Raw genomic sequence first — 25992 nt, 5'->3', positions numbered from 1 at the left:
CGAGTATGCCAGAGTGTTTGCCCCCACGCTGCGCCTTCGGCTTGCTGCAGGGTGTTTGCCCCCACGCTGCGCCTTCGGCTTGCTGCAGGGTGTTTACCCCCACGCTGCGCCTTCGGCTTGCTGCCCCCCGAGGGGGCGCGCCCACCTTGGGGCGGCCCGGCGGTGGGCGGGGCCTTGCCGACAGCTGCCGTAAAGCTTAGCGCCCCCCGTCACGGCACGCTATGCAAATTAGTTCATATGGCCGCCCGCCACGCCATGCGATACCCTCGCGCGTACTGGCAAACCCCTATGAATACATTTTCCGAAAGCATTCTGACCGCGCTGCGGCTCATCACGAGCTTCGATCCGCTGCTGCTGTCCATCGTGGGCCGTTCGCTCGCCGTGAGCGTGACGGCCTGTGCGCTCGCCTGTGCCCTGGGCATGGTCGCGGGCGCATGGCTGGGCGTGGCGCGCTTTCGCGGGCAGTCCATCGTTCATACCCTGCTGAACACCTCGCTCGCCCTGCCCTCCGTCGTGGTCGGCCTGATCGTGTATCTGCTGCTGTCGCATTCGGGCCCGCTGGGCTTTCTGGGCTGGCTGTTTTCGTTCAAGGCCATGGTGCTGGCGCAGACCATCCTGGTGCTGCCGTTCGTCACGGCGCTGGTGCGCCAGTCCGTGGGCGATGCCGAGAGCGGCCACGGCGAACAACTGCGCTCGCTCGGCGCGGGCGCGTTCGCGCGCAGCCTGCTGCTGCTCTGGGACGAGCGCTTCGCGCTGATCACGATCGTGATCGCGGCCTTCGGCCGTGCCGTCTCGGAGGTGGGTGCGGTGATGGTGGTGGGCGGCAACATCGATGGCTATACGCGCGTGATGACGACGGCCATCGCGCTGGAAACCAGCAAGGGCGATCTGCCCATGGCGATGGCGCTCGGCATCGTGCTGCTCGCCGTCGTGCTGTTGCTCAACGTGCTGGGCGCGCAGGTGCGGCGCTGGCGCGAACGCCGCGACGCCGGTCTGCGCGGGATCGCCACGCTGGCGCCCGAAGCGCCATGACGGTGCTGTTCGAACTCGAGGCGGCGCAGGTGCGCTACGGCGCCGTGCAGGCGCTGCGCGGGGTGGACCTCAGCATCCGCGCCGGCGAGCGGATCGCGCTGGTCGGCGCCAATGGCAGCGGCAAGAGCACGCTGCTGCGCGTGCTCAACGGGCTCGCCCGCCCCAGCGCCGGTGTGGCGCGATGCCTGCCGGCCGCGCGCCAGGCCATGGTGTTCCAGCATCCCTACATGCTGCGCACATCGGTGCTCAACAACGTGCGGCTCGGGCTCTGGCTGCGCGGCACGCCCTGGCGTGCCACCCGTGCGCGCGCGGCCCAGGCGCTGGAGCGTGTCGAACTCGCCGAGCTCGCCGGACGCAACGCGCGCGGCCTGTCGGGCGGCCAGAAGCAGCGCCTGGCCCTCGCCCGCGCCTGGGCGCTGGCGCCCGATGCCCTGCTGCTCGACGAGCCCACCGCCAGTCTCGATCCGCACGCCAAGCGCGAGGTCGAGCGCCTGATGCAGGACTTCGGCGCCGAGGCCCAGCCGCGCGCCACCATGATTTTCGCCAGCCACAATCTCGGCCAGGTCCAGCGCCTGGCCGACCGCGTCGTGTATCTGGACGGCGGCCGCATCCTGGCCGACCTCGCCGTGCACGACTTTTTCAACGGTCCGCTACCCGAGACCGCCAGCCTGTTCCTCAAGGGAGAACGCATCTTATGACTCTGCACAAGACCCTGCGCCGCGGCGCCGCCCTCACCTGTCTGGCCGCCCTGCTGGGCCTGGCATCGACCGCGCGTGCGGAGACGATCACGATGGCGTCCACCACCTCGACCGAGCAGTCCGGCCTGTTCGCGCATCTGTTGCCCGCCTTCAAGAAAGACAGCGGCATCGACATCAAGGTCGTGGCGCAAGGCACCGGCCAGGCGCTCGACACGGCCCGCCGCGGCGACGCCGATGTCGTGTTCGTGCACGACCAGGCGGCCGAAGAGAAATTCGTGTCCGAGGGCTATGCGCAGAAGCGCTACCCGGTCATGTACAACGACTTCGTGCTGATCGGACCGGCCAAGGACCCCGCGAAGGCGCAGGGCAACGACATCGTGGCCGCGCTCAACAAGCTGGCGGCGGCCAACGCGCCCTTCATCTCGCGCGGCGACAAGAGCGGCACGCACGCCGCCGAACTGCGCTACTGGAAGCAGGCGGGCGTCGAGAACAAGGGTTCCGGCTACAAGGAATGCGGCTGCGGCATGGGCCCGGCGCTCAACATGGCGTCGTCCACCAATGGCTACGTCCTGTCCGACCGCGGCACGTGGCTCAGCTTCAAGAATCCGGGCGACCTGAAGGTGCTGGTCGAGGGCGACAAGCGCCTCTTCAACCAGTACGGCGTGATGGTGGTCGATCCCGCCAAGCACGCGCACGTGAAGTCGGCCGCCGCGCAGAAGTTCGTGGATTGGGTGACCTCGAAGGCCGGTCAGGACACGATCGCCAGCTACAAGATCAACGGCCAGCAACTGTTCTTCCCGAACGCACAGAAGTGATGCAGTGAGGCGGGCGGCCGGCGAACCGGCGGCCGTCGATCCGGCGGGTGGCGGTCCGGCGGCAGCCGTGCCGCCCGCTTCCGCGGCGGCTTGAGGGTGTGGCGGCCGCCGTCAGTCTTCCCGCCGTCAGCCCTTCCGCCGTCAGGCCGGCCGCGTCACCTGCGCAAGCGGCCACGCATGGGCCTGCACCAGGTCCGCGATGCCGGCGTAATCGTTCAGTCCCACCCACGGCAGCGCACAGCCCGCGGGCGGCGCCACGTCGCTGGCGATCGCGCCGATGCTGGGATCGTCGGGATACAGCCAGGGCTTGCCATTGGCCGCGCGATGCACCTCGATCTTGATGTGCGGATTGCGCTTGAACCCCTCGATCAGCACCAGATCCACCGGACTCATGTGGGCCAGCAGTTCGGGCAGCTCGGGCTCCGGCGCGCCGTTGAGCTCATGCATCAATGCCCAGCGCGACGCCGACGCGATCAGCACCTCGCTCGCGCCCGCCTCGCGGTGGCGGTACGAATCCTTGCCGGGCACATCGATATCGAAGGTATGGTGGGCGTGCTTGAGGGTGGACACGGACTGTCCACGCGCTTTCAGCACCGGAATCAGGGCGGTCAGCAGCTGGGTCTTGCCCGCGCCGCTCCAGCCGGCAAAACCGATCACTCGGGTCATCAGCGCACCGCCTTACAGCAGACCGTCGAACGGCAGCACATCCACCAGCTCGCCGGCCTCGATGTTGCCCTTGTCGTGCCCGAGCACGAGCAGGCCGTTGGCCTGGCTCATGCTGCGCAGGATGCCCGAGCCCTGCGAGCCGGTGACCGACACATGCCAGTTGCCGTCGTCCGCGCGCGACACGATGGCGCGCTGAAACTCGGTGCGGCCCGGCTTCTTGCGGATCGGCCGGGGCGACACGCAGCGCAGCAGCGGCAGCACCTGCGGCGTGGCACCGCTCATGGCGAGCAGCGCGTCGCGCACCAGCGCATAGAACGTGACCATCACGGCCACCGGGTTGCCGGGCAGGCCGAACAGGATCGCCTCGCCGATGCGGCCGATGGCCATGGGCCGGCCGGGTCGCATCGCGATCTTCCAGAACAGCACATCGCCCAGGTCGGCCATGACCTTCTTGGTGTAATCGGCCTCGCCCACGCTCACGCCGCCGGAGGTGATCACCACGTCGGCGTCGGCGGCGGCACGGCCGAAGGCCTCGCGCAGCGCGGCCTCGTCGTCGTGCACCACGCCCATGTCGATCACGTCGACGCCCAGGCGTTGCAGCATGCACCAGAGGGTGTAGCGGTTGCTGTCGTAGACGCAGCCTTCGTCGAGCGTCTCGCCGATCGAGCGCAGCTCGCTGCCGGTGGAGAAGAACGCCACGCGCAGGCGGCGCCGCACGGGCACCTCGCCCTGGCCCAGCGACGCCAGCATGCCGATGTCGGCCGGACGCAGCACGCGGCCCGCCGACAGCGCGGGCTCGCCCCGCGCGAGATCCTCGCCCGCCAGACGGCGGTTATCGCCGGCGCGCAGCACGCCGGCCGGAATGGCGATGTCGTCGCCCTGCTGACGCACGAACTCCTGGGGGATCACGGTGTCCAGGCCCGCGGGCATGACCGCGCCCGTCATGATGCGCACGCACTGGCCCGGCTGAACCGTGCCGTGGAACGCCTCGCCCGCCAGGCCGCTGCCCACGACCTGCAGCACCGTGTCGCCGTCGGCGCGCAGGTCGGTGCCGTAGAGGGCATAGCCATCCATCGCGGAGTTGTCGTGCGCGGGCACGTCGATGCCCGAGACGATATCGCGCGCCAGCACCCGGCCCAGTGCGCTGCGCAACGGCACGCTTTCGGTGGTCTGCAGGCGCGGGACCAGGCGGTCGATGAACTCGCGCGCCTGATCGATCGGCAGCGCGTCGGGATCGTAGCCGTTGACACAGGATGCGATGGCCGCGAGGCTGGGGGGAAGCGTGGTACTCATGATTGGAGCTGATGCAATTCGGTGAGGGTGTTGGCGCCCGTGAAGGCGCGCACGTCGTCGAACATGACCTGGACGCAGGCGTGGCTGTCGGCCCAGCGCTCGACCTTGCCCTGCCCGGCGTGGAGGAACACGAGCAGGCCGTCGAGCAGCGAGGCGCGCATCAGCATGAACACGGGCTGGGTGCGCACGCCGTCGCCGTCGGGCGTGACCACCATCGCGATCTCGGCGCCGGCCTCTTCCAGTGCCGCGGCCAGGCGCTCGACCAGATCGAGCGGAAACAGCGGCGTGTCGCAGGGCACGGTGACCAGGTAGTCGGTCTCGCAGCGCTCCAGGCCGGCCGCCACGCCCGCCAGCGGGCCGGCGAAATCGCCGGTGGCGTCGGGCCAGACCGGCACGCCCATCGATTCGTAGGCGCCCAGATTGCGGTTGGCGTTGATCATGATGGCGCCTACCTGCGGGCCGAGTCTGAGCAGCGCATGCATCGCCATCGGGATGCCCTGAAAATTCTGCAGGCCCTTGTCGACGTTGCCCATGCGGCTGCCCCGGCCACCTGCCAGGATCAGGCCAGTGATTTGGTTTTTATCTATCATCGGATCGGTTTGGGGCTGGCGCGCACGCGCGCGCGGTGATGGGGGCAGTATACCGGGTCACCCCGCCCGCCCTGCCCGCGCGGCTCAGAGGCGCAGCCAGCCACGCCGCGCCGCGTGATGCAGCGCAAGCCCCACCAGAAACCCCGCGGCCACGTTCCAGATGCAGACGGCGGCACAGGCCAGCACCACGACACGCTCTGCGCGCTCGCCCGGCAAGGGGCCGGTGCCCACCGCGAGTTGCAGACCGGTCACGAAGAGCAGCACGCCAAGCACCGCGGGCGGAAACAGCGCGAACAGGGTCGTCACCGCGCCGCTGAAGAACAGCGCCAGCGCCAGCAGGATGGTGCCGAGGATCACGACCGAGCCGCCCGTGCGCGCGCCGAAGGCCACGTGGCCCGCCATGCCGCCCGCGCCATGGCACATCGGCACGCCGCCCGCCACGCCCGAGAACAGGTTCATGAGGCCGGTCGACACCGACATGCGCCCGGCGGACACCGGGCGCGCCGGAAAGAGGCGGTTGTTTTCCTGGGTGATGGCCAGGATGGCGTTGCCCAGCGTGAGCGGAATCTGCGGCAGCGCCAGCAGCACCACCCCCACGAAGACCTCGTTCCAGCTCAGGCCGCTCAGCTCGACCGTGGGCAGACGAAACGCGATCGGCATCGCCGCCAGCCGGCTCAGCAGCTCGGGCTGGCGCCAGGCGCCGACCGCCGCGCCGAACACCAGCACCGCGAACATGGCCGGCATGCGCCGGTTGCCGATCAGGCTGAGTGTGAGCACGCCGGCCAGCACGGCAAGCACCAGATCGCCCTGCATCATCTTGATGCCCTGCAACATGAAGCCCACGCCCAGACCCAGCATGATGGCGGCGACCACGGACGGCGGCACCCAGCGCGCCACGTGGCGCATCGCCCCGCTGGCGCCGAGCACCAGCCAGGTCAGGCCGGTGGCCAGCGCGGCCACGTGCACCGCGCCCGGCGTGACCACGGCCGTCTGCACGGCCTGGATCGAGGCCACCGCGCCGATCGCCTTCATGGGTTGCACGGGGATGGGCGTGCGATACACCAGACCGCAGACCAGCATGGCGACGCCGAAGGCGAACAGCACCCCGAGCGGATCCATGCCGAGCACGCCTATGTACGCGGCCACGAACGGGATCAGGGTGCCGAGGTCGCCGAACGCGCCCGCCCACTCCATGCGATCGTAGCGATTGCGCGGCGGGCGGTTGAGCGTCGGATCGTCGGCGTGCGGCTCGTGCGAGCCGGCGCCGCCGTTGCCGGAATCGGCCATGGTTGCGTCCAGGAACAAGGGCGCGCCGGTGAGGCGGCAGCCCGGAGAGCGCATTGTAGAAGACCCGGCCTGACCTGACGCGCGGGTAGAATCGGCCGGGGTCAGATATCTCAGAGAAGCATCATGAGCGACACGTTTACCCCCGACGAACTCCATGCGCTGCGCGAACACGGCATCGTGGTCCACGCCGGACGCGTCCTGTACGGCGTGCAGCCCGCGCTGTCGCAGGCCCGCATCGACGAGATCGAAGCGCTGTGCGCCGCCCCGCTGCCGCCGGCCCTCCTCGCGCTATGGCGCAAGACCGCCGGTGGCGAGCTGGCCTACGACCTGCGCGCCACCATGGATGGCAACGAAGAAGCCTTGAGCTGGTCGGAGCTGTTCTACGACGGCAGCGAGCACTATCGCGATCTCCAGGGCTGGATCGAGCACGAGCAGGAGTGCGCCGAAGAAGCGGCCGAAGAGAGCGGCACCGAATGGGACGGCAAGCTGCGCTACCTGCCGATTGGCGGCTTCGAATACTGCGACCGCATCTACGTCGTGGTCGCGCCCGGCCCGCAGTACGGCAGCGTCGTGGCCTGGAAGCGCGGCCTGCCGGGCTGGACTCACACGCTGCAGCAGGATGCCGTCGTCACCTTCGCCGGCGACCTGGACGGCGCGTTCGCCGCGCTGAGCCTCGAAGCAGACCCCGAAACCAATCTCGACAGCCCGGGGGTGTTCCTGCTCGAGTATCTCGACGAGCGCGTCGAGTCCGCCGGTCTGCCGCAGGCGCTGGCGGACAAGCTGGTGGCGTTCTACAGGCGCGCCATGCTGGATTGGCGTGCCCCGCTGGCCGACGGCACCCTGCTGCGCGAGCCCCACCTGGCCTCGCTCGCGCTGGCGCACGCCATCGCGCAGGACGACGCCGCCCTGGTGCGGCAGCTCGCGGCGCTCGGCATGCGCTTCGATGCGCCGTTGCGCGGCAGCGCCACGCCCGCCGACGTGGCCCTGGTGGGCCATGCGGAGGCGGCGGCGCGTGCACTGATCGAGGCCGGCGCGCCGGTGCCGGCCGACGCGCTCACGCACGTCGACAGACAACCGGACCCCGCGCTGGTCGCGCTGTTGCTGGACCGGGGCGCGACGCCCGATGGCCTTGCCATGGCCAAGTGCGTGGCCTGCGGCAGTCCCGAGTCGGCCCGCCTGGTGGCGCAGGCCGCGGGCCCGGGCATCAGCGCGTCGTTCGAGGAGGCGCGCACGGCGCTGGCGGCCGACTACAAGGAAAGCCTGCGCCGCGTGCGCACCGGTAAACTCAGCCACTACCTGGGCGAAGCCGGTCTGGCCGAGCGCCTCGACAACCTGAAGACATTCACGGCATGACATTCCGCTTCCTCCCCGCGTTCGCCCTGTGCATGACCGCCCTCGCCGCTCAGGCGGCGCCCTCGTTCGATTGCGCCAAGGCCAAGAGCGCCGTCGAGAAGGCCATCTGCGCCGATCCGGCCATGGCCACGGCGGATGCCAACATCGCACGCCTGTACGGCGAGGCGCGCAAGACCTTCGACGACACGACCGCCAAGGCGCTCACCGCCGACCAGCGTTACTTCATCGGGACTCGCGACGAGGCCTATGCGCGGCCCTTCAACAAGGAGACCGGCGCCGAGGAGCTCGCCGAACAGCTGCGCTGGCGCAAGGCGTTTTTTCGCGCGCTCGATCACCGCCCACGCAAGGATGCGGCCGGCGTGTGGGGCAACCTGCCCGGTTTGGTGACCATCAAGAAGAACGCCGACGGCACCTGGCAACACGAGGCCTCGTCGGCGCAACCGCACAACGCGCGCTGGCTCTGCCAGACCAAGGGGCCGCTGCGCGCCGAGGGCGATGCCCTGGTGTTCGAAGACCCCGAGAACGAAGGCTGGGTCCTGACCTTCAAGCGCGCCGGCGCGGCGCTCGTGGTCGAAGAAACGAACTCGGGTCCGGACAGCTATGGTCCGCCCTATTGCGGCCACAACGGCCGGCTGGCCGGCACGTACTTTCCGGTGAAGTAGCCGGCGCCGGTTGGATCGGCATGCGCAAAAGTTATTTGGCTCCGGGAAACGGGCCCACCATACTGGCGGGTTCGGATCACCGGTCCGGTGTCCCCCTTTGCAGCAGGATTCACGATGAGCGACGCAGCCCCCGCCGAATCGGCACCCGTTCAATCCCTCGCCCCTGAGGTGCAGGCCGCGCAGGCCGAAGCGCGCCAGGCGGGCGTGGGAACGCCCAATGTGCTCACCACGCCGATCGCCGCGGTACGCGAACAGGCACACGCCTATCAACGATGGCTGACCGAACCGGCGCCGCCGGTCGCACGCGTGGTCGAGCACCGCCTCGATCACCTGCCCGTGCCGGCTGTCCTGCGTCTTTATTACCCTGAAGGCGTGACGGCCCCCGCCGGCGGGCTGCCGCTCTATCTGCACCTGCATGGTGGCGGCTTCGCCAGCGGCGACCTCGACACGCTGGACCGCTGGAAACGCGAGATCGCCGCGCAGGCGGGTATCGTGACGGCCGGCCTGTCCTATGCGTTGTCGCCCGAGGCGCGCTATCCGGCCGCGCTCGACCAGGTGGTGGGCGCGGTGCGCTGGCTGCACGAGCAAGCCGGCACGCTGGGCCTCGACGCCAGCCGGCTGGCCCTGGGCGGAGAGTCCGCCGGTGGCAACCTGACCCTGGCGGCCCTGGTACGGCTGCGCGATGCCGGCCAACCGTTGATCCGCACCGCCGCCATCATCTATGGCATGTTGTCGGCCCGACCGGACACCCACGCCCAGCGCGCGCTCGGCGATGGCCGCTTTGGCCTGTCGACGGACAAGCTGGACTGGTTCTGGCGCCAGTACGTCACTGACGAAGCCCAGCTGCAGGATCCGGGCGTGGCGCCGCTGTACGCCGACATCGACGATCTGCCGCCGCTGGCGCTGCAGGCCGCCGAGCTCGATCCGCTGCTGGACGACACGCTGGACCTGGCCGAACGCCTCGAAGACAGCGGCGCCACGCCGTGGGTCAAGGTCTACCCGGGCGTGCCGCACAGTTTCATCGGCATGACGCGCATCCTGGCGCAGGCGCGCGAGGCACGCGACGATCTCGTGGCCCATCTGCGCCGGCATCTGGCCTGAACGCCACGGCCCGGTACGCAAAAAAACAGGGCGCCGCGGCGCCCTGTCTACATTCTGCCCGCTGCGTTCAGCTCGCTGCGTTCAGCTTGCCACGGGCTTGTTGCCGTGCGACACGCTCGGCGTATCGCGGAACAGCGACATATGGGTGTGCGTCGCGACCCAGGGATCGCCGACCTTCTCGCGTGCGAACGACACGGTCGCGCGGCCCAGGCGGTCGAAGGCCTTGCCATCCGGGTGATAGCCGATCGAATCCCACACCGCCGCGCCCACCGCGAACAGGCGGTCGGGCGACACGAAGGTCTGCACATCGTCCAGGCGCCACAGGAACTTGTCGATCGAGAACCAGACGTTGCGCCATTGGTTCTTTTCGGCGTGATCGCGGCCGTACACGAAATCGGTGTAGGTGCCGAACGCCACGAAATCCTCGGCGAACAGATGACGGGCGGCGGCGTAGTCGACGGCCTGCACGTGATCGGACAGTTCTTTGAACCAGGCGCGCACCGCCGCGCTATCGGCGGGGTCGACGGGGGCCAGGGCTTTTACGGTCATGGAAGTATCTCCGTTAGGGGTTGAACGCGGGTATGCGTCGATTGAAGACGTATCGTGCGGGGTTGGCAATCCGGGTTGACGCGCTAGGCGGGCCGGACCGAAATGCCGGGATACCAGCAGGCCACGGCATGGCCAGGCGCCACCTGCGCCAACGGCGGCACCTCGTCCTGACATCGCTGCGTGGCGAATGGACAGCGCGGGTGATAGCGGCAGCCGGTGGGCGGCGACATGGGGCTGGGTGGTTCGCCCAGTGCCACCGGGAACGTCCGGCGCGCGGCGGCGCCCCGCTCGGGTTCGGGCACGGCCGCCAGCAGGCCGCGCGTGTACGGATGCTGCGCGCGCTCGTATACGTCGTCGCGGGCGCCGGTCTCGACGATCTGCCCCGCGTACATGATCGCGATCCGGTGCGACACGTGCCGCACCACCGCCAGATCATGCGCGATGAGCAGAAACGACAGGCCAAGCGCCTGTTGCAGGTCCTGGAACAGATTGATGATCTGCGCCCGCACCGACACGTCGAGCGCCGACACGGGCTCGTCGGCCACGATCAGCTCGGGCTGGATCGCCAGCGCGCGGGCGATACCGATACGCTGGCGCTGCCCGCCCGAAAACGCGTGCGGATAGCGCTGGGCGCTATCGGCCGGCAGCCCCACCTGCGCGATCAGCGCCGCGACCCGTGCCTCGAGCGCGGCCCTGCCCTCGCGCCAGCCGTGCACGATGAGCGGCTCGGCGATCGCGTCGAACACCGTGTGCCGCGGATTGAGGCTGGTGGAGGGGTCCTGGAATACCAGTTGCATGTGGCGGCGCAGCTCGCGCAGCCGCGCGGCCCCGGCCTGCGTGATGTCCGCGCCATCGAACCGGATGCTGCCCGAGGTGAGCGGCGTGCGCCGCAGCACGGCGCGGCCGAGCGTGGTCTTGCCCGAGCCCGACTCACCGACCAGGCCGAGGGTCTCGCCACGGTTCAGCGTCAGCGACACCCCGTCCACGGCGCGTGCCAGCACAGGCTTGCCGAACCAGCCGGCCGACCGCACGGGGTAATGCACACGCAGGTCGTTCACCTGCAGCAAAGGTTGGGGTGCGTTCATGCTTCGTCGTTCCTGGCCGGCGTCCAGGGGCGCACGCACGCGGCCAGCCGGCCGGGCGCGACCTCGCCGAGCGGCGGGCGCCGTCCGCAGGCGGCGTCGGCCGCGGGGCAGCGTGGCGCGAAATCGCACCAGGACCGGCGCTGCCGCAGATCGGGCGGCGTGCCCTCGATGGCCGTCATGCGGTGGCGATTGTCGGTCAGTCGCGGCGTCGCGCGCAGCAGGCCGGCGGTGTACGGATGCGCGGGAGCCGCGAACAAGGCGTCGGCGCCGGCGAGCTCGACCAGCCGCCCGGCATACATCACGGCCACACGATCAGCGACCTGCGCGACCACGCCGAGATCGTGTGTCACCAGCAGCAATGCGAGGCCCAGGCGCGACTTCAGTTCGGCGAGCAGCGCCAGGATCTGCGCCTGGATCGTCACGTCGAGCGCCGTCGTGGGCTCGTCGGCGATCAACACGGCCGGGTCGCAGGCCAGCGCCATCGCGATCAGAATGCGCTGGCGCTGGCCGCCCGAGAACTCGTGCGGCAGCCGCGCGAGCCGTTCGGCCGGTTTCGGAATGCCCACCTGGCTCAGCAACTCGACGATGCGGGCGCGGCGCGCAGCGGCATCCAGCGCGGTGTGCCGAACCAGCACCTCGTCGATCTGTGTGCCGATCGTGAGCAAGGGGTTGAGTGCGCTCATCGGGTCCTGGAACACCATGGCGATGCGCTTGCCCCGAAGGTCTTCGAGCACGCCGGGCGGCGCCGAGAGCAGGTCCTGCCCCTCGAACAGCACCTGTCCACCCGCGACGCGGCCGGGCAGTGTGAGCAGCCCCATCAGCGCCAGCGCACAGGCGCTCTTGCCCGAGCCGCTCTCTCCCACCAGGGCCAGCGTCTCGCCGGCGCGCAGGTCGAACGACACCGCGTCCACCGCCTGCACGCTGCCGTGGCGGGTCAGAAATTCGACGCTCAGCTCCCGCACGCTCAGGAGCGGCGGCGTGGCAGCGGCCACATACACCTCATGCGATGGCGCGTTCATTTGCGCTCCTTGCCCAGCAGCTTGCGCGCGAATTCCTTTTCGCGCTCGCGCGGATCCAGCGCCAGACGCAGGCGGCTGGCCGCCAGATTCACAGCCAGCACGGTCAGGGCGATCGACAACCCCGGGAACGTCGCCAGCCACCAGGCGCTGGTGAGATAGTTGCGGCCGTTCGCCACGTCCAGTCCCCACGAGACTCCGGGCGGCTGCACGCCCACGCCCAGGAACGACAGCGCGGCTTCCGCGAGCACCACACGCGCGAACTCCAGCACCATCAGCGTGATGAGCGGTGCCGCCAGATTCGGCAATACATGACGCAGCAGAATGCGTGCGGGACGCGCGCCCGCCATCTCCGCGCTTTCGATATAGGGCAGTTGGCGCACCGACAGCACCACGCTGCGGATCTGGCGCGCGTAGACCATCCAGCCGTTGAGCGCGAGCGCGAGAATCACCGTGCCCGGGCCCGGCCCCAGGATCACGAGGATCACCAGCGACAACAGCAGGCCCGGAAACGCGACATGAACATCGACCCAGCGCATCAGGACGGTGTCGACACGCCCACCGGCGAAGCCGGCCACCAGGCCGACCAGCACGCCGAAGCTCGCCGAGATGGCCACGACCGCGGCGCCGATCAGAATCGACAGGCGCGCGCCATGCAGCACGCGGCTCAGAACATCGCGGCCCAGATTATCGGTGCCCAGCAGATTGGCCAGCGTGCCCCGCTCTTCCCAGGCCGGCGGGCGCAGCCTGGCCGACAGCTTGATCGCGGCGGGGTCGTAAGGCGCCAGCCAGGGCAGGAGCAGCGCGACCGCGGCGAGCGCGAGCAGCAGCAGCGCGGCCAGCGCCCAGCCACGCTGACGGTCGGACAAGCCGCCCCAGCCGCGCAGGCGCGGCCCGACGGCGGCGAGCGGCGTTTCCCAGGGGTGCGCGTTCATACCGCGATTCTCCGGTCGAGCAGCCGGTAGACGATGTCGAGGCAGAAGTTGATGATCACGATCAGAAAGGCAATGAAGAACACGACTGCCTGCAGCAGGACCAGGTCCTGCCGCTCGATGGCCTGCACCGCTGTCTGGCCCAGACCGGGCCAGGCGAACACGGTTTCGACCACCACGGTATGACCGGCCAGCATTGCGGCGAACTCCCATCCCAGCAGCGCCACGGTGGGCACCGCGGCATTGCGCAACGCATGCACAAGCACGATGCGGCGCCCGCGCAGACCCTTGGCGCGCGCCGTACGGATGTAGAGCGAGTTGAGTTCGTCGATCAGCGCGGAGCGCAGCATCATCGCGATGCGGCCCAGCGCCGGCAGCGCGAGCGTCAGGATGGGCAGCACCGCGCTGCCCGGGGCGTCGGCGCCCGACGACGGCAGCCAGTTCAGCGTGACCGCGAACAGCAGGATGAGCAGCAGGCCCAGCCAGAACTGCGGCAGCGACAGGCCACTCAGGCTCAGCACCACCGAGATCCGGTCGGCCCACTGGCCCGGCCGCAGCGCGGCGATCACGCCCAGTGGCACGCCGGCCAGCATGGCCAGCCCGAGCGCGCCCGCGCACAGTGTCAGCGTGCCCGGCAGGCGCTCGAGCACGATGTCCATGGCCGGTCGCTGCTGCCAGCTGGAGTTGCCGAAGTCGAACGTGGCGATATCACGCACATAGTGCAGATACTGCTGCCAGAGGGAGCCGTCCATGCCGAGCGCCTGCGCCAGCACCGCGCGGTCCTGCGCCGACGCGTCGACCGGCAGCATCGCCTGCACCGGATCCCCGATCAGACGCGTCACGATGAACACGATGGTGGTCACGCCGGCCACCACCAGCAGGCCCTGCATCAGGCGGGCGACCAAAAAGCGCGGCAGGCCGCGCCCGCCACGATCAGTCGGTGACACGGAAGTCCTTGAGCGGAATCAGGCCATCGACGCGCGGCGCGAAGTCCACGCGCTTGGACAAGCCGAAAATTTCGCCGCCCTCGAGCAGGAAGACGAGATACGCCTGGTCGCGGCCGATCTTGAGTGCCTTGGTGTACAGCGCCTGGCGCTTGGCCGGGTCGGCCTCCTGGCGGGCCTGGTCGATCAGGCCCTTGAGCTCGGCGTTGTCGTTGGCCGCGGCCACGCCGCCCTCGGCGTAGTAGGCGCTGAGCGTGCGGTCCGCGTCCAGCAGCTGATTGGAGTGACTGCTGCTGATCTGCGCTTCGGTTGGCACGCGGTTCTTGTTGAGCGCATCGAGATACTCGGCCCAGGCCAGCACGCGGAAATTCACTTTCAGGCCGGCGGCTTCCCAACAGGCGGCGATGGTCTCGGCCAGCTCCTTGTCCTTGAGCCAGCGGCCCGACGGCGCGTACAGATCGATGGTCTTGCCATGCGCGCCGGCGGCCTTCAGCAGTTCGGTGGCGCGCTTCGGGTCGTACGGATACGGTTCGATCGAGGCGTCGTAGCCGAACCAGCCCGGGGCCAGCAGCTGACCGCGCGAGACCGCGGCGTAACCACCGTAGAGATCCTTGGCCAGCGCCTCCTTGTCGACGGCGTAGTTCAGGGCCTGGCGCACGCGCACATCGGTGGTCAGCCCTTTGAGCGCGTTCAGCGACACGAACGGCAGATCGGTGCCCTGCAGCGTCACGGCCTTGGCCACACGCTTGGTGTCTTCGGGCAGCACGTTGGTGATGAAATCGAAATCGCCGGCGCGCAGGCCCGACAGGCGCGTGCCCGGCTCGGCCACGAAGCGGTACGTCGCGCGGTCGACATTGCCGACCGCCGCGGGATTCCAGTAGTTCGGGTTCTTGCTCAGGACGATGCGGTTGCCCTTGGACCATTCGGTCAGCACGTACGGGCCGCTGCCCACGGGCTTCTGGCCCAGGCTGCCATCGGCGGCCGCGCCCGGCGACACGATGGTCAGCCAGGACAGACGCGCCGGCAAGGCCGGATCGGCGCCGTTCGTATGCACGCGCACGGTCGTCGCATCCACCGCTTCGGCCTGCTTGATACCCAGGAAGAACGGGCGCTGGCGCGAGGCGGTCTTGGGGTCGACGATGCGGTTGATGCTCGCGGCCACGGCCGCGGCGTCCAGCGGCTGGCCATCGCTGAACTTCAGGTTCGGGCGCAGCGTCACTTCCCAGGTCGCGGCATCGATGGCGCGCGGCAGCGCGGTGGCCAGATGCGGCACGAGCTCGCCCTTCGGCGTGCGCGTGAGCAGCGTTTCGAAAATGTTGCGCGACACCGCGCGCTCCGAACCATCCTGCGCGGTCTGCGGGTCGAGCGTGGACGGCTCGGTGCCGAGCGCGAGCGTGATGTCGGCGGCCTGGGAAGCACCGGCATGGACGGCGCCCAGAATGGAAGCGGACAGGACCAGATATTGTGTAAAGCGCATGCGCACTCCCGGCGGCTGGACAGACGCGTCTCGCGCGCATGTCGGTGTCGTTATTAAGGAGAGCGCAGTTTGCCGCGTGAAATGAGAACGTGCCGTTCTATAGATATGTCACGGAAATACTTGACGCGCCGTCGGCGTCGCGCTGTATGCAGACTGGACCGTTCAGCGCAGAGCACCGCCCCGCGCGGGTCTCAGGCCGGTCGCAGCACGGGCGCTTCCCAGGCACGATGGCCCACCGCCGGTCCGGCGTAGCGTTCCGCCTGCACCAGCGCGGTCTGGGCGCTCGGCCCCTGCGTGAGCCGCGAGGTGCCGACGTCGGCGGTCAGCGTGTTGGGATTGCCGTGACGGTCGAGATCGCCGTCGGGATCGGACCATGCACCGGTGGCCATGATGACGACGCCGCGCAGCAGGCCGGGGTCGAGCACCGCGCCGGCCAGGCAGGCGCCGCGGGCGTTGTAGAGGCGCACCACATCGCCCGCGCGAATGCCGCGCTCGGCCGCGTCGTCGGGATTGAGCGCCACTGGCTCGTGACCCGCGACCTTGCCCGCACGCGACAGCGACGCGGGGTCCAGCTGGCTGTGCAGCCGGGTGCGTGGCTGGTTGGTCAGCAGATGCAGCGGCCAGTCGCGCGCCGCGGGTGCGCCCAGCCACTCCGTGGGCGCGAGCCAGGCCGGGTGCCCCGGGCAATCGTCGTAACCGAAGCCGGCGACCACCTCCGAGTAGAGCTCGATGCGGCCCGATGGCGTGCGCAGCCGGTGCGCCGCGGGATCCTGGCGAAAGTTTTCATACAGCACATAGGGGCGCTCGGGCGGCGGCACCTCGGCGTAGCCCCGCGCCCAGAATTCATCGAAGGGCGGCAGGGTCACGCCGCGCTCGGCGCAGCCGCCGCGCATCCCTTCGTACACATGGCGGCACCAGCCATCGATGTCGCGCCCGGCGGTATAGGCCTCGTAAAAGCCCGCCCGCCGCGCCAGCTCGGCGAAGATGTCGAAGTCGTTGCGCGCCTCACCCTGCGGCGCAATGGCCGGATGCATGGCGAACACGTAGGGATCGCGGGACGAACCGCCGACGTCGGCGCGCTCGAGCGGCGTGGTGACGGGCAGCACGATGTCGGCGCGGCGCGCGAGCGGCGTCCACCACGACTCATGCACGATCACCGTCTCGGGCGTGCGCCAGGCGCTGCGAAGGCGATTCTGATCCTGGTGGTGATGGAAGGGGTTGCCGCCCGCCCAATAGATAAGCTTGATATCGGGATAGGCATGGTGCTCGCCGTTGAATTCGTACTCGGCGCCAGGCGCCAGCAGCATGTCGGTAATGCGCGCGACCGGAATGGCGAGCTGTGCCGGGTTGCGCGGCACCGGCACTTCCGGTCCCGGCACGAGGCGGCGCGGCTGGCCCACGCCGTTGAGCGAGGCGTGCCCGAAGGCGAAACCCCCGCCTGGCAAGCCGATCTGCCCTACCAGCGCGGCCAGTGCGATCATTGCCCAATAGGGTTGCTCGCCGTACTGCGCCCGCTGCAAAGACCAGGCGGCGGTGAGCAGGCTGCGCTGCGTTGCCAAATCGCGCGCCAGCGCCCGGATCGTGTCCGCCGGGACGCCGGTGATGGCCGCGGCCCACGCCGCGTTCTTGGCCTGACCGTCGGTCTCGCCGCGCAGATAGGCGGCCCAGCGTTCGAAGCCCGTGCAATGCGTGGCCACGAACGCCGCGTCATGCCGCCCCTCGGCGATCAGCGTGTGCGCCATCGCGAGCATGAGCGCGGTATCGGTGTTGGGACGGATGGCGATCCAATCGGCATTGCTGCCTTCGGGAATGTCGGCGCGCGTGGGCGTGATCGCGACCAGTCGGATGCCGCGCGCCTGCGCCTCCTGCAGCCAGCCCGACAGGTTGTGCAGGCCTGCGCCGCCCGATGTGACCTGGCTGTTCTTTACCGGAATGCCGCCGAAGGCCACGATCAGGCGCGTATTGCCGAGCACGCTGTCCCAGTCGGTGACGTCCCCGCTGACCGGACTGGTGCCGCCGATGACGTGCGGCAGCAGAAACTGAGCCGCGCCCCAGCTGTAGTTGCCGATCTGGTCGACGCAGCCGCCGCCCTGAAACAGGAAGCGCCGGATCAGGCTGCGCGCGTGATGCACGCGGCCGGCGGACGACCAGCCGTAGGATCCGCCGAAAATACCGGCCGGGCCATGGGCGGCGCGCACGCGGGCGAGCTCGTCGGCGACCAGCGCCAGCGCGCGCTCCCACGACACCTCGATGTATTCGTCGTTTTCGCGCTCGCGATTGCCGTCGAGCCAGCCCTTGCGCACGGCCGGGCGCCGGATGCGCAGCGGCGAATGCACCATCTCCGGAATCGAGGCCAGCATGGCCGAGGGCTCGGGGTCGGGCCCGAACGGCTCGCAGGCCACCAGGCGGCCGTTCTCGGTGACGGCGGTAAAGGCGCCCCAGTGCGCGAGCGAGGGACTGCGTAGACGTGACATGAATGAGAGACCGACCTTGCGGAACAACGGGAACGCCCGGGCTTTTGCCGCAGCATAAAGGAAAAGTCCTCAGCGCCCATTCGGCGCTGGAAGGCCGGCGCTGTGCAGCCGTCCCGGGTCGGTGTTCAGCCCGGCGCGCGACCCGGCAGCGGCACATGCAGGGTCGCCTTCACGCGCTCCAGCACCACGATGGTCCGAAACCACTTTACGTTCGGGTTGTCGTGGAACAGCCGCTGGGCGAGCGCCTGGAACACGGTCATGCTCGGCACGGTGAGCACCAGCAGGAAGTCGGCCTCGCCGGTCACGTAGTAGCACTGCTGAATCTGCGGCCCCGAGAAATCCTGCTTCATGCGGTCGAGGTCGGCCGACTGCGTGCGGTCGGCGTGCACCTCGACGATCAGGGTGATGACCTGACCGAGCTTTTCGGGGTCGATCACGCTCGCGTCGGCCTGGATGAAGCCGGCCTGGCGCAGACGCAGCAGCCGCCGCTGGACCGACGCGGTCGACAGATGCACGCGCTCGGCCAGCACGCGCAGCGGCAGCTGGTTGTCCTGCTGCAAGGCGGCCAGCAGGGCCAGGTCGAAGTCGTCAGGCAGATTGGCCGGTTTCATGCGAGAAATTTTCTCATATGAATCGGACAGATCGCATCCACTTATCGCGCCGGGCGCAATAAATTACGGGCACCTCGTTCATGGAGCCTCACATGCATTGGCGCACGCGACTCGTCCAGCCTCAATCCCTCGCCCCCAAGGGCTTCGCCTCGCTTACGGTGCCCACGCACCGGGCATCGACGGTACTGTTCGAGCGCCAGGCCGACGTGCGCGACGGCTGGCGCCAGGACCAGCATGGCTATACCTACGGGGTGTACGGCACGCCCACGACCCTGGAACTCGGCGCCCGCATCGCGCAGCTCGAAGGCGCGCATCACACCTTCGTGGTGCCCGGTGGGCAGGCCGCCATCGCGCTCGTCTATCTGTCCGTGTGCAAACCGGGCTGCCATGTGCTGGTGCCCTACAGTGCCTATGGGCCCAACCTCAAGCTCGCGCGCGGCCTGCTCGCCCGCTTCGACGTCACGATCGAAGCCTACGATCCGCTGATCGGGGCCGGCATCGACGCACTGATCCGCCCGGAGACGGCGCTGATCTGGACCGAGAGCCCGGGGTCGGTCACGATGGAGATCCAGGACGTGCCCGCGATCTGCGCCGCGGCCCGCGCCCGGGGTGTGACGGTCGCGCTCGACAACACCTATGCGGCCGGCGTGCTGTTCGACGCCTTCGCGCACGGCGTGGACATCAGCATCCAGGCGCTGACCAAGTATGTGGGCGGCCACAGCGACCTGCTGCTGGGCACGGTGTCGGTGCGCGACGCGGACCTCAAGACACGGGTGGGCGACACGCACCAGCAGCTGGGCATGGCCGCCTCGCCCGATGATTGCAGCCTGGCGTTGCGCGGGTTGCAGACACTGGCGCTGCGTCTGGATCACCTCGAGCGCGCCACGCTGGAAATCGCCCGCTGGCTGGCGGAGCAGCCGCAGATCGAGGCGGTGTATCACCCCGCCCTGCCCGACTGCCCCGGCCACGCGGTCTGGAAGCGCGACTTCACCGGGTCGGCCAGCGTGTTCTCCATCCTGTTCCGCGACGCCTACGACAAGGCCGCGGTCGCCGCGTTCATCGACGCCTTGCAGCTGTTCAAGATCGGCATGAGCTGGGGTGGCGTGACGAGCCTGGCCTTGTCGTATCCCGAGCTCGCGCGGCCGAACCGCGATTACGCCGGGCGGCTGGTGCGCCTGAACATCGGCCTGGAGCAGACCCAGGAGTTGATCGACGACCTGCGGCAGGCCTTGGCCGGCCTCGACGGCGGCTGAGGGCTCAGACCAGGCGGTCGGACCCGACGACGTGCACGCCCGGGCGTGGCGAGACGGCCGCGTCCAGCAGCGCCGCCGCGATACGCTCGGCGGGATTGATCCGGTAGCGCCGGGGCAGCACGGGCCCCAGCGCCCCCAGCACCGCCAGACCCAGCCGTTCGCCCAGGCGCGGCTCCTTGCGGTGGCCGCCGATCAGGCCGGGGCGCACATACGTGAGCGAACGGAAGCCGACGCGCGCGAGATCTGCTTCCAGCTCGCCCTTGACCCGGTTGTAAAAAAAGCGTGAATCCGGATCCGCGCCCATGGCGGAGTTGAGCGCATAGACGGGCGTGCCGGCGTCGTGCGCGTGGCGGGCGACCTCGAGCGCGTAGTCGTGATCGACCCGGCGAAACGCCGCCTGCGACCCGGCTTTTTTGATCGTCGTGCCCAGCGTGCAGATGACGGCGTCGGCGCGCCACCACGCCGCCGTCGCGGGCAGGTGGTCGTAGTCGATCCGCGGCGCATCGAGCTTGGGATGCTCGGGCAGCGCCCTTCTCACCGGCGCCACCACCGCGTCGATGCGCGTATCGGCAAGCGCCAGGCGCAGTACGTGGCTGCCGACCAGGCCGGTCGCCCCGACCAACAACAGTTTCATATCGCGCCCCTCTGAATGTCTTGCCGCGGGCCCAAGTGGCGCAGGGCGCCGCGGCGCACACCGTTACGTGCCATCAGCCGCATGCCGGCACCATCAATACCGGTATTGTCTCCCACACAATCGCCAGTGCGGACAGGAGCGACAGCGCGCCGGTCAGCCACAGCAGGAACCGAAGGCTGCCCTCTTGCGGTCCGCGCGTCGATTGCCGATACCAGACGAGTGCGATCGCCGCCAGCGAGAGCACGCTGACCACCACGATGATCCACGACGACGCGGGCAGGCCGAGCCAGGGCGTCTGCCACTGCCCCCGCGCGCAACCCAGCGCATTGATGATGTACACCGCAAGGAAATGCACGAACCACAGCGTGGGCGCGAACAGCGTGGCCAGGGTGGCGCGGGTAGAGGAGGACCAAGCCATGGTCAGCCCACCCACCGCGCAAAGCCGTGCACCAGCGTCAGCGCCACGATGGCCTGGGCCGCGCTGTACGCGGCATAAAGCCGCAGGCTGTCGAAGCTGGCGCGCCGGCCCTCGGTGAGCACGCCGGCCCAGGAGCGCGCCACGGCGAACGCCGCCATCATCGCGGTGATGCCCGCGAACACGGCCTGGACGCCCGCCAGCGCATAGACGGCGGCGGCATACGCCGAGTCCTGCGGACGCAGCCCGGCGCGCCAATGGCCCTCGACTTCCACCCCGGCCGACAGGCCCAGGCACAGCGCCGCCAGCGGCACGCCGATCCGCACGCCGGTCTGTGCGCCGCGCCGCAAGCGTGCGCCGGCCCACTCGAGCAAGGCGCAGCAGGCGAGCGCGAGGCCGCCGGCCAGCCACGGCCGCCAGCCGCCGGGCAGGCGCGCCAGATCGGCCCATCCGGGCGGCGAGGTCGTCCACAGAAAGAGATAGGTGAAGATCAACGCGCCGAAAATGCTGGCGCACACGACCAGCAGCATCACCATCGCCCACCAGGCATGGGAGCGCGGCCCGGTGCACGAAACCGGCAGACGCAGACCGCCCCCGACATCCACCACCCGCCCGTCCGGCCCGGGCTCGGCGCGCCAGACCCAGGCCCAGATCATGACGATCGCCAGCAGGCCGAACAGCGCCGCCGGCACGATGAGTTTGAAGGTCAGCAGCAGGAAGAAGCCGGCCGTGCCGATCGCGGCGAGCATGGGCTTCCAGCCGGGCCCCGGCAACTCGAGCACATACTCCGGCCGCGCATCGACCGCGCTGGTCACCAGCGTGGCGCGTCGGCCCGTCGGCGCGCCGGGCAGATAGTAGCGGCCGGCTTCGACCTCCTCGGCCAGCCCCGGCTGATCCCACAGCGGTTCGCGGCTGCGCACCACCGGCACGCTGCGCACACCATACTGGCCATTGGGCAGCCACTCCAGCGTGCCCGCGCCCCATACATTGCCGGCATTGTCATCGACCGACGGGCGGAAGTTGCGCGCGAGGTCGATCAGGAACACCAGCACGCCGGCCGCGATCAGCACCGCGCCGCCGGTCGACACCAGATTGAGTTCCGTCCAGCCCTGGCTCTCCGCGTAGGTGTAGACGCGCCGCGGCATGCCGGCCAGCCCGGTGAAATGCATCGGGAAGAAGCTGACGTTGAAGCCGATGAACATCAGCCAGAACGCCCAACGGCCCATGCGCTCGGACAGCGCGCGGCGGCTCACGAAGGGCGTCCAGTAATAGAAGGCCGCGAACAGCGGCAGCACCATGCCGCCGAACAGCACATAGTGCAGATGCGCGACCACGAAATAGCTGTCGTGGGCCTGTAGATCGAACGGAATGACGGCGACCATCACCCCCGTCAGCCCGCCCATCACGAACACGAAGAAGAAGCCCAGAATGAACAGCATGGGCGTCTTGATCGGGCGCAGGCGCGTGGCCGCCGCCAGCGTCGCGATCCACGCGAACACCTGAATCGCGGTCGGCACCGCCACCGCCATGCTCGCCGCCGAGGCGAAGCTCAGCGACAGCGCGGGAATCCCGGTCGCGAACATGTGATGCACCCAGAGACCGAAGCTCACGAAGCCCGTGCCCACGACCGCCATCACCACCAGCCGGTAGCCGACCAGCGGCACCCCGGCAAGCGCGGGGATCATCATCGACACCATGCCCGCCGCCGGCAGGAAGATGATGTAAACCTCGGGATGGCCGAAGAACCAGAACAGATGCTGCCACAACAGCGGGTCGCCGCCCTTCTCCACCATGAAGAACGGCATGCCGAAGGCGCGCTCCATTTCCAGCAGCAGCGTGGCCACGATCACCGCGGGAAAGGCGATGAGCACCATGCCGCAGAACACCAGCATGACCCAGGCGTAGATCGGCATCTTCTCGAGCGTCATGCCCGGCGCGCGGGTGCGCAGGATGCCGACCGCCAGCTCGATCGCGCCGGCGATGGCCGAAATCTCGATGAAGCCGATGCCCAGCAGCCAGAGGTCCGCGTTGACCGCCGGAGAATACGTCGAGCTGGTGAGCGGCGGGTACATGAACCAGCCGCCGTCCGGCGCGAGGCCGACGAACAGGCTGCAGAAGAACACCAGCCCGCCGATCGCATAGGCCCAATAGGCATAGGCGGACAGCCGCGGGAACGGCAGATCGCGGGCCCCGAGCATATTGGGCAGCAACAGCACGGCCACCGCCTCGACGGCCGGGACGGCGAACAGAAACATCATCACCGTGCCGTGCATGGTGAAGAGCTGGTTGTAGAGCTCGTGGCCGATCAGGCCGCTATCGGGCAGCGCCAGCTGCGCCCGCATCAGCAGCGCGAGAATGCCGGCCAGGATGAAAAACAGCAGCGCCGTGCCGATGTACAGCAAGCCGATGGTGGTGTTGTTGACGTCGGAGAAGATCCGCCAACCCTTGGGCCGCGCCCAGACGCGGGCCAGTTGCTCGTACTCGCCGTCCGGCCGGGGCGCCGGATCGGGCAGCTGGCCGTGCGCGGCGTGCGCGGCGTGCGCGGCGTGATTCTGAGGGATAGAGGTCACTCGAGACTGTCCAGGTAGGCGGCCAGGGCGCGCAGCTCCGCGCCGCTGAAGGTGTCGAAGGACGGCATGAAGTTGCCGGGCTTGAGCTGTTGGCTCGCGGCGATCCAGCCGGCGAGCGTGCCGATATTGTTGGGCAGCAGACCGGCGCCGAGCGTGCGGCGGTCGGCCAGATGGGTCAGATCCGGGCCGGAGGTGCCCGCCGCCGCCGTGCCGCGCACGGTGTGGCACTCGGCGCACGAGACCAGGAAGCGCTCGCGGCCCTGGCGCAGCAGCGCGGTATCGGGCTCGCGTGCCGGCCGCTGTTGTGCATGGATCCACGCCTCGAAGGCGCCCGCTTCGAGCGCGTGCACCTCCAGCCGCATGCGTGCGTGCTGGGCCCCGCAGTACTCGGCGCACTGGCCCTGATAGACCCCCGGCGCGTCGGCACGCAGCCGCAGCCGGTTCACGTGGCCCGGCACCATGTCGCGTTTGCCGCCCAGGCTGGGCACCCAGAAGCTGTGAATCACGTCGGCCGCCTTCAGGGTAAACACCACGGGCACGCCGGCAGGAATACGGATGTCGTTGGCCGTCTCGAACAACAGGCCGCCCCGCGCGTCGTGATAGCGCACGCGCCACCACCACATTTCGCCGGTGACTTCCACGTGGAGCGTGTCCTCCTCGCCGGGCTCATGCAGGTCGGGCCCGAGGGTGTAGACCAGCAGCGCGGTCAGCACGACCGTGGGAAACGCCACGCCGGCGCCGATGATCAGCGCGCGATGCCGGATCCTGCGGCGTACCGCGGCCGGGCCCCAGATGGCCAGACACAGCAGCACGGCCACCAGCAGAAAGATGAGCGTGGCGCCGATCGTCATCACCCAGGCCAACTCGGCGATGCGGGCGGCGGCCTCGCCCTTCGGCGCGAGCGCGGACTGGTCGTTGGCCCGGACATCGGTGGCCCATACGGTGGCCGGTATCGAGGCCAGCCAGGGACAGGAACGCACAAGCGGCGGGGCGATAGTCATTTCTCCTTTGGCATGCGGCTTGCTGGCTGGGATCAGACAGGTTGGCGCGCTCATCAGCACGTGGCGTTCCAGCCCCGACCGCGCGAGCTCCCCGGGCCGCGCCGGCCCGCCAACCCGCGCCACGCCTCAAAGGATTCCGCTTCGTGCCTGTCAGTCCTCGCTCCGGCGGCCTTCGGGCTCTCCGTCGACCCTCGCCGCCGGCGCGCCTCGGGCTGCTGCCGGCACTGTTGCTGGCCCTGGCCGGTTGTGGCGATCCGGCCGAACCCCTGGCTGCCGCCCCGTCGGCCAGCGCCCTGCCCGCCGCCGACGCGACCCGCGGCCGCGCGCGCATCGCCGAGCTGGGCTGCGCCGCCTGTCACAGCGTGCCCGGCCTGCGGTCGCCCACGGCGCAGGTCGGCCCCACGCTCGAGGGCCTGTCTCAGCGAACCTACATCGGCGGCAAGCTGCCCAACACGCCCGACAACCTCGTGCGCTGGTTGATCGACCCGCCGGCCATCGACCCGCGGACCGCGATGCCCTCCCACGGCCTGGACCGGCGCGATGCCGCCGACATCGCCGCCTACCTGCTGGCACAGGACTGAGGCGCCCATGTCCAAGACTCTGCGCATCGTTCTGCTCACGCTCGCCAGCGCCGGCCTGCTCGCCGGCCTGGGCGGCGCCGCCGCCATTTATTTCGGCGTCTACGACATCAGCGCCACCGGCCAGCACACCGCGCCGGTGCACCGCGTGCTCGATGTGGCCTTGAAGCGGGCCATCACCATCCGCGCCGCCGGCATCGAAGCCCCGCCGCTCGATGATCCCGGCCGGGTACAACGCGGGCTGGCCCTGTATCAACAGCATTGCGTTCAGTGCCACGGTGCGCCGGGCGTGGCGCCGCAGCCGTTCGCGCTCGGTTTGAATCCGGCGCCGGCCGCGCTGGCCCAGACGCCGCGCACCTGGCCGGCACCGGAAATGTTCTGGGTCATCCGCAACGGCATCAAGATGACCGGCATGCCGGCCTGGCGGTACCGGCTCGAGGACGAGCAGATCTGGGACGTGGTGGCTTTCATGGGCACGCTGCCCGAGCTCTCGCCGGCGGACTACCGCAAGCAGGCGCGCGCCGCCAGGTCGGTGCCGGCGGCCGACCCGCCCGCGGAGCGGCCCGCCGATCTGCGCGCCGGCCGGGACGCCATGCATCAATATCTGTGCGCCACCTGTCATGCGATCCCGGGCGTGGTCGGCGCGCAGTACGACGTCGGGCCGTCGCTGGCGGGCATGGCCAACCGGCCGTTGATTGCCGGTACGCTGCCGAACACCCCCGAGACCATGGCGGCGTGGCTGCGCGATCCGGGCCGCCACGCGCCGGGCACCGCCATGCCCGACCTGGACGTGTCGGAACAGGATGCGCGCGACATGGCGGCCTTTCTGGGAACGCTGGACAAAGAGTGAGCACCGCCGACACGACTGGATACTTAATGTCGTCGGCGGTTTCTGTGATCTGGTCAGGGATGTCAGTAGGGTTCTATGATTCGGCTGCGCCGCTGTCATCGTCCCC

At 69.5% G+C, this 25992-nt stretch carries 25 protein-coding genes; 9 read left to right on the top strand and 16 right to left on the bottom strand.

From position 1 onward, the window contains the following. Positions 1-288: 288 nt before the first annotated feature. From CAL25_RS10465 to CAL25_RS10455, 3 genes are read left to right on the top strand one after another with little or no spacing between them, the layout of a single operon-like run. A complete protein-coding gene (locus CAL25_RS10465; RefSeq protein WP_094799898.1) occupies positions 289-1032 on the top strand; it encodes an ABC transporter permease in 744 nt (247 codons plus the stop codon). Continuing rightward, positions 1029-1730 carry an ATP-binding cassette domain-containing protein gene (locus tag CAL25_RS10460; protein ID WP_094799897.1) on the top strand — a complete coding sequence of 234 codons (702 nt, stop codon included), beginning with the start codon at positions 1029-1031 and terminating at the stop codon, positions 1728-1730. The genes CAL25_RS10465 and CAL25_RS10460 overlap by 4 nt, the downstream gene beginning before the upstream one ends. Beyond that, on the top strand, positions 1727-2545 hold the full coding sequence (locus CAL25_RS10455; RefSeq protein WP_094799896.1) for an extracellular solute-binding protein: 819 nt from the start codon (positions 1727-1729) through the stop codon (positions 2543-2545). Before CAL25_RS10460 ends, CAL25_RS10455 begins: the two co-directional genes overlap by 4 nt. 141 nt (positions 2546-2686) lie before the next feature. Here CAL25_RS10455 and mobB read toward each other — a convergent pair whose 3' ends face one another. The 4 genes from mobB to CAL25_RS10435 all read right to left on the bottom strand — a co-directional run bounded on the left by mobB (position 2687) and on the right by CAL25_RS10435 (position 6381). Continuing rightward, entirely contained in the window at positions 2687-3211 is a 525-nt protein-coding gene (gene mobB / locus CAL25_RS10450) for a molybdopterin-guanine dinucleotide biosynthesis protein B (protein ID WP_094799895.1), read from the bottom strand. A 12-nt stretch (positions 3212-3223) separates the two neighbouring features. Beyond that, the gene (gene moeA, locus CAL25_RS10445; RefSeq protein ID WP_094799894.1) at positions 3224-4504 is read right to left on the bottom strand and encodes a molybdopterin molybdotransferase MoeA; all 1281 of its coding nucleotides are present in this window, start codon (positions 4502-4504) and stop codon (positions 3224-3226) included. After that, on the bottom strand, positions 4501-5094 hold the full coding sequence (gene mobA / locus CAL25_RS10440; RefSeq protein ID WP_094799893.1) for a molybdenum cofactor guanylyltransferase MobA: 594 nt from the start codon (positions 5092-5094) through the stop codon (positions 4501-4503). The genes moeA and mobA overlap by 4 nt, the downstream gene beginning before the upstream one ends. Positions 5095-5178: 84 nt before the next feature. Continuing rightward, positions 5179-6381 carry a putative sulfate/molybdate transporter gene (locus tag CAL25_RS10435; protein WP_094800236.1) on the bottom strand — a complete coding sequence of 401 codons (1203 nt, stop codon included), beginning with the start codon at positions 6379-6381 and terminating at the stop codon, positions 5179-5181. Between the two features lie 123 nt (positions 6382-6504). Between CAL25_RS10435 and CAL25_RS10430 the strand changes: the two genes are divergently transcribed. The 3 genes from CAL25_RS10430 to CAL25_RS10420 all read left to right on the top strand — a co-directional run bounded on the left by CAL25_RS10430 (position 6505) and on the right by CAL25_RS10420 (position 9497). After that, a complete protein-coding gene (locus tag CAL25_RS10430) occupies positions 6505-7734 on the top strand; it encodes an SMI1/KNR4 family protein (RefSeq protein ID WP_094799892.1) in 1230 nt (409 codons plus the stop codon). Continuing rightward, a complete protein-coding gene (locus CAL25_RS10425) occupies positions 7731-8396 on the top strand; it encodes a lysozyme inhibitor LprI family protein (protein ID WP_094799891.1) in 666 nt (221 codons plus the stop codon). Before CAL25_RS10430 ends, CAL25_RS10425 begins: the two co-directional genes overlap by 4 nt. 114 nt (positions 8397-8510) lie before the next feature. Next, entirely contained in the window at positions 8511-9497 is a 987-nt protein-coding gene (locus tag CAL25_RS10420; protein ID WP_094799890.1) for an alpha/beta hydrolase, read from the top strand. Between the two features lie 81 nt (positions 9498-9578). Here the strand turns inward: CAL25_RS10420 and CAL25_RS10415 are convergent, their stop codons facing one another. The 8 genes from CAL25_RS10415 to CAL25_RS10380 all read right to left on the bottom strand — a co-directional run bounded on the left by CAL25_RS10415 (position 9579) and on the right by CAL25_RS10380 (position 18585). Continuing rightward, positions 9579-10046: a YybH family protein gene (locus CAL25_RS10415; RefSeq protein ID WP_094799889.1), complete on the bottom strand. Its 468-nt coding sequence runs from the start codon at positions 10044-10046 to the stop codon at positions 9579-9581. Positions 10047-10129: 83 nt separating this feature from the next. Next, positions 10130-11131: an ABC transporter ATP-binding protein gene (locus tag CAL25_RS10410; RefSeq protein WP_170948459.1), complete on the bottom strand. Its 1002-nt coding sequence runs from the start codon at positions 11129-11131 to the stop codon at positions 10130-10132. Beyond that, on the bottom strand, positions 11128-12150 hold the full coding sequence (locus CAL25_RS10405) for an ABC transporter ATP-binding protein (RefSeq protein ID WP_094799887.1): 1023 nt from the start codon (positions 12148-12150) through the stop codon (positions 11128-11130). The genes CAL25_RS10410 and CAL25_RS10405 overlap by 4 nt, the downstream gene beginning before the upstream one ends. Beyond that, complete coding sequence (locus tag CAL25_RS10400) at positions 12147-13082, bottom strand: ABC transporter permease (RefSeq protein ID WP_094799886.1); 936 nt, start codon at positions 13080-13082, stop codon at positions 12147-12149. Before CAL25_RS10400 ends, CAL25_RS10405 begins: the two co-directional genes overlap by 4 nt. Continuing rightward, the gene (locus tag CAL25_RS10395; protein ID WP_249279020.1) at positions 13079-14026 is read right to left on the bottom strand and encodes an ABC transporter permease; all 948 of its coding nucleotides are present in this window, start codon (positions 14024-14026) and stop codon (positions 13079-13081) included. Before CAL25_RS10395 ends, CAL25_RS10400 begins: the two co-directional genes overlap by 4 nt. Further along, the gene (locus CAL25_RS10390) at positions 14013-15500 is read right to left on the bottom strand and encodes an ABC transporter substrate-binding protein (protein WP_094799885.1); all 1488 of its coding nucleotides are present in this window, start codon (positions 15498-15500) and stop codon (positions 14013-14015) included. The genes CAL25_RS10395 and CAL25_RS10390 overlap by 14 nt, the downstream gene beginning before the upstream one ends. A gap of 191 nt (positions 15501-15691) precedes the next feature. After that, positions 15692-17974 carry a molybdopterin-dependent oxidoreductase gene (locus CAL25_RS10385; protein ID WP_094800233.1) on the bottom strand — a complete coding sequence of 761 codons (2283 nt, stop codon included), beginning with the start codon at positions 17972-17974 and terminating at the stop codon, positions 15692-15694. Between the two features lie 125 nt (positions 17975-18099). Beyond that, positions 18100-18585, bottom strand: coding sequence for an Lrp/AsnC family transcriptional regulator (locus CAL25_RS10380; RefSeq protein WP_094799884.1), 486 nt, complete (start codon positions 18583-18585; stop codon positions 18100-18102). A 92-nt stretch (positions 18586-18677) separates the two neighbouring features. Here CAL25_RS10380 and CAL25_RS10375 point away from each other — a divergent pair, with 92 nt between their 5' ends. Then, a complete protein-coding gene (locus tag CAL25_RS10375) occupies positions 18678-19838 on the top strand; it encodes a cystathionine beta-lyase (RefSeq protein WP_094799883.1) in 1161 nt (386 codons plus the stop codon). Between the two features lie 4 nt (positions 19839-19842). Here CAL25_RS10375 and CAL25_RS10370 read toward each other — a convergent pair whose 3' ends face one another. The 4 genes from CAL25_RS10370 to coxB form a co-directional block, all read right to left on the bottom strand. Then, positions 19843-20472, bottom strand: a complete 630-nt coding sequence (locus CAL25_RS10370) for an NAD(P)H-binding protein (protein ID WP_094799882.1) — start codon at positions 20470-20472, stop codon at positions 19843-19845. A 73-nt stretch (positions 20473-20545) separates the two neighbouring features. After that, the gene (locus tag CAL25_RS10365; RefSeq protein WP_094799881.1) at positions 20546-20890 is read right to left on the bottom strand and encodes a hypothetical protein; all 345 of its coding nucleotides are present in this window, start codon (positions 20888-20890) and stop codon (positions 20546-20548) included. A 2-nt stretch (positions 20891-20892) separates the two neighbouring features. After that, the gene (locus CAL25_RS10360; RefSeq protein WP_249279019.1) at positions 20893-23457 is read right to left on the bottom strand and encodes a cbb3-type cytochrome c oxidase subunit I; all 2565 of its coding nucleotides are present in this window, start codon (positions 23455-23457) and stop codon (positions 20893-20895) included. Next, positions 23454-24458, bottom strand: coding sequence for a cytochrome c oxidase subunit II (gene coxB, locus CAL25_RS10355; protein WP_094799880.1), 1005 nt, complete (start codon positions 24456-24458; stop codon positions 23454-23456). Before coxB ends, CAL25_RS10360 begins: the two co-directional genes overlap by 4 nt. Before the next feature lie 143 nt (positions 24459-24601). Here coxB and CAL25_RS10350 point away from each other — a divergent pair, with 143 nt between their 5' ends. Continuing rightward, positions 24602-25039 (top strand): c-type cytochrome, encoded by a 438-nt coding sequence (locus CAL25_RS10350; RefSeq protein WP_249279018.1) that lies wholly within the window; start codon positions 24602-24604, stop codon positions 25037-25039. A 7-nt stretch (positions 25040-25046) separates the two neighbouring features. After that, positions 25047-25886 (top strand): c-type cytochrome, encoded by an 840-nt coding sequence (locus CAL25_RS10345; protein ID WP_094799879.1) that lies wholly within the window; start codon positions 25047-25049, stop codon positions 25884-25886. The last annotated feature ends 106 nt before the right edge of the window (positions 25887-25992 follow it).

This window comes from Bordetella genomosp. 5, assembly GCF_002261315.1.
Classification (GTDB): domain Bacteria; phylum Pseudomonadota; class Gammaproteobacteria; order Burkholderiales; family Burkholderiaceae_B; genus Bordetella.
This window is presented reverse-complemented; position numbering and strand designations above follow the sequence as displayed.

What these genes read in the sequence shown, in the direction of transcription:
- CAL25_RS10435 (WP_094800236.1), bottom strand. Translation starts at nt 6,381, where the DNA reads ATGGCCGATTCCGGCAACGGCGGCGCCGGCTCGCACGAGCCGCACGCC.
- mobB (WP_094799895.1), bottom strand. Translation starts at nt 3,211, where the DNA reads ATGACCCGAGTGATCGGTTTTGCCGGCTGGAGCGGCGCGGGCAAGACC.
- CAL25_RS10415 (WP_094799889.1), bottom strand. Translation starts at nt 10,046, where the DNA reads ATGACCGTAAAAGCCCTGGCCCCCGTCGACCCCGCCGATAGCGCGGCG.
- CAL25_RS10425 (WP_094799891.1), top strand. Translation starts at nt 7,731, where the DNA reads ATGACATTCCGCTTCCTCCCCGCGTTCGCCCTGTGCATGACCGCCCTC.
- moeA (WP_094799894.1), bottom strand. Translation starts at nt 4,504, where the DNA reads ATGAGTACCACGCTTCCCCCCAGCCTCGCGGCCATCGCATCCTGTGTC.
- CAL25_RS10375 (WP_094799883.1), top strand. Translation starts at nt 18,678, where the DNA reads ATGCATTGGCGCACGCGACTCGTCCAGCCTCAATCCCTCGCCCCCAAG.
- CAL25_RS10405 (WP_094799887.1), bottom strand. Translation starts at nt 12,150, where the DNA reads ATGAACGCGCCATCGCATGAGGTGTATGTGGCCGCTGCCACGCCGCCG.
- CAL25_RS10345 (WP_094799879.1), top strand. Translation starts at nt 25,047, where the DNA reads ATGTCCAAGACTCTGCGCATCGTTCTGCTCACGCTCGCCAGCGCCGGC.
- CAL25_RS10465 (WP_094799898.1), top strand. Translation starts at nt 289, where the DNA reads ATGAATACATTTTCCGAAAGCATTCTGACCGCGCTGCGGCTCATCACG.
- coxB (WP_094799880.1), bottom strand. Translation starts at nt 24,458, where the DNA reads ATGACTATCGCCCCGCCGCTTGTGCGTTCCTGTCCCTGGCTGGCCTCG.
- CAL25_RS10385 (WP_094800233.1), bottom strand. Translation starts at nt 17,974, where the DNA reads ATGTCACGTCTACGCAGTCCCTCGCTCGCGCACTGGGGCGCCTTTACC.
- CAL25_RS10430 (WP_094799892.1), top strand. Translation starts at nt 6,505, where the DNA reads ATGAGCGACACGTTTACCCCCGACGAACTCCATGCGCTGCGCGAACAC.
- CAL25_RS10365 (WP_094799881.1), bottom strand. Translation starts at nt 20,890, where the DNA reads ATGGCTTGGTCCTCCTCTACCCGCGCCACCCTGGCCACGCTGTTCGCG.
- CAL25_RS10390 (WP_094799885.1), bottom strand. Translation starts at nt 15,500, where the DNA reads ATGCGCTTTACACAATATCTGGTCCTGTCCGCTTCCATTCTGGGCGCC.
- mobA (WP_094799893.1), bottom strand. Translation starts at nt 5,094, where the DNA reads ATGATAGATAAAAACCAAATCACTGGCCTGATCCTGGCAGGTGGCCGG.
- CAL25_RS10380 (WP_094799884.1), bottom strand. Translation starts at nt 18,585, where the DNA reads ATGAAACCGGCCAATCTGCCTGACGACTTCGACCTGGCCCTGCTGGCC.
- CAL25_RS10370 (WP_094799882.1), bottom strand. Translation starts at nt 20,472, where the DNA reads ATGAAACTGTTGTTGGTCGGGGCGACCGGCCTGGTCGGCAGCCACGTA.
- CAL25_RS10420 (WP_094799890.1), top strand. Translation starts at nt 8,511, where the DNA reads ATGAGCGACGCAGCCCCCGCCGAATCGGCACCCGTTCAATCCCTCGCC.
- CAL25_RS10400 (WP_094799886.1), bottom strand. Translation starts at nt 13,082, where the DNA reads ATGAACGCGCACCCCTGGGAAACGCCGCTCGCCGCCGTCGGGCCGCGC.
- CAL25_RS10460 (WP_094799897.1), top strand. Translation starts at nt 1,029, where the DNA reads ATGACGGTGCTGTTCGAACTCGAGGCGGCGCAGGTGCGCTACGGCGCC.
- CAL25_RS10455 (WP_094799896.1), top strand. Translation starts at nt 1,727, where the DNA reads ATGACTCTGCACAAGACCCTGCGCCGCGGCGCCGCCCTCACCTGTCTG.
- CAL25_RS10410 (WP_170948459.1), bottom strand. Translation starts at nt 11,131, where the DNA reads ATGAACGCACCCCAACCTTTGCTGCAGGTGAACGACCTGCGTGTGCAT.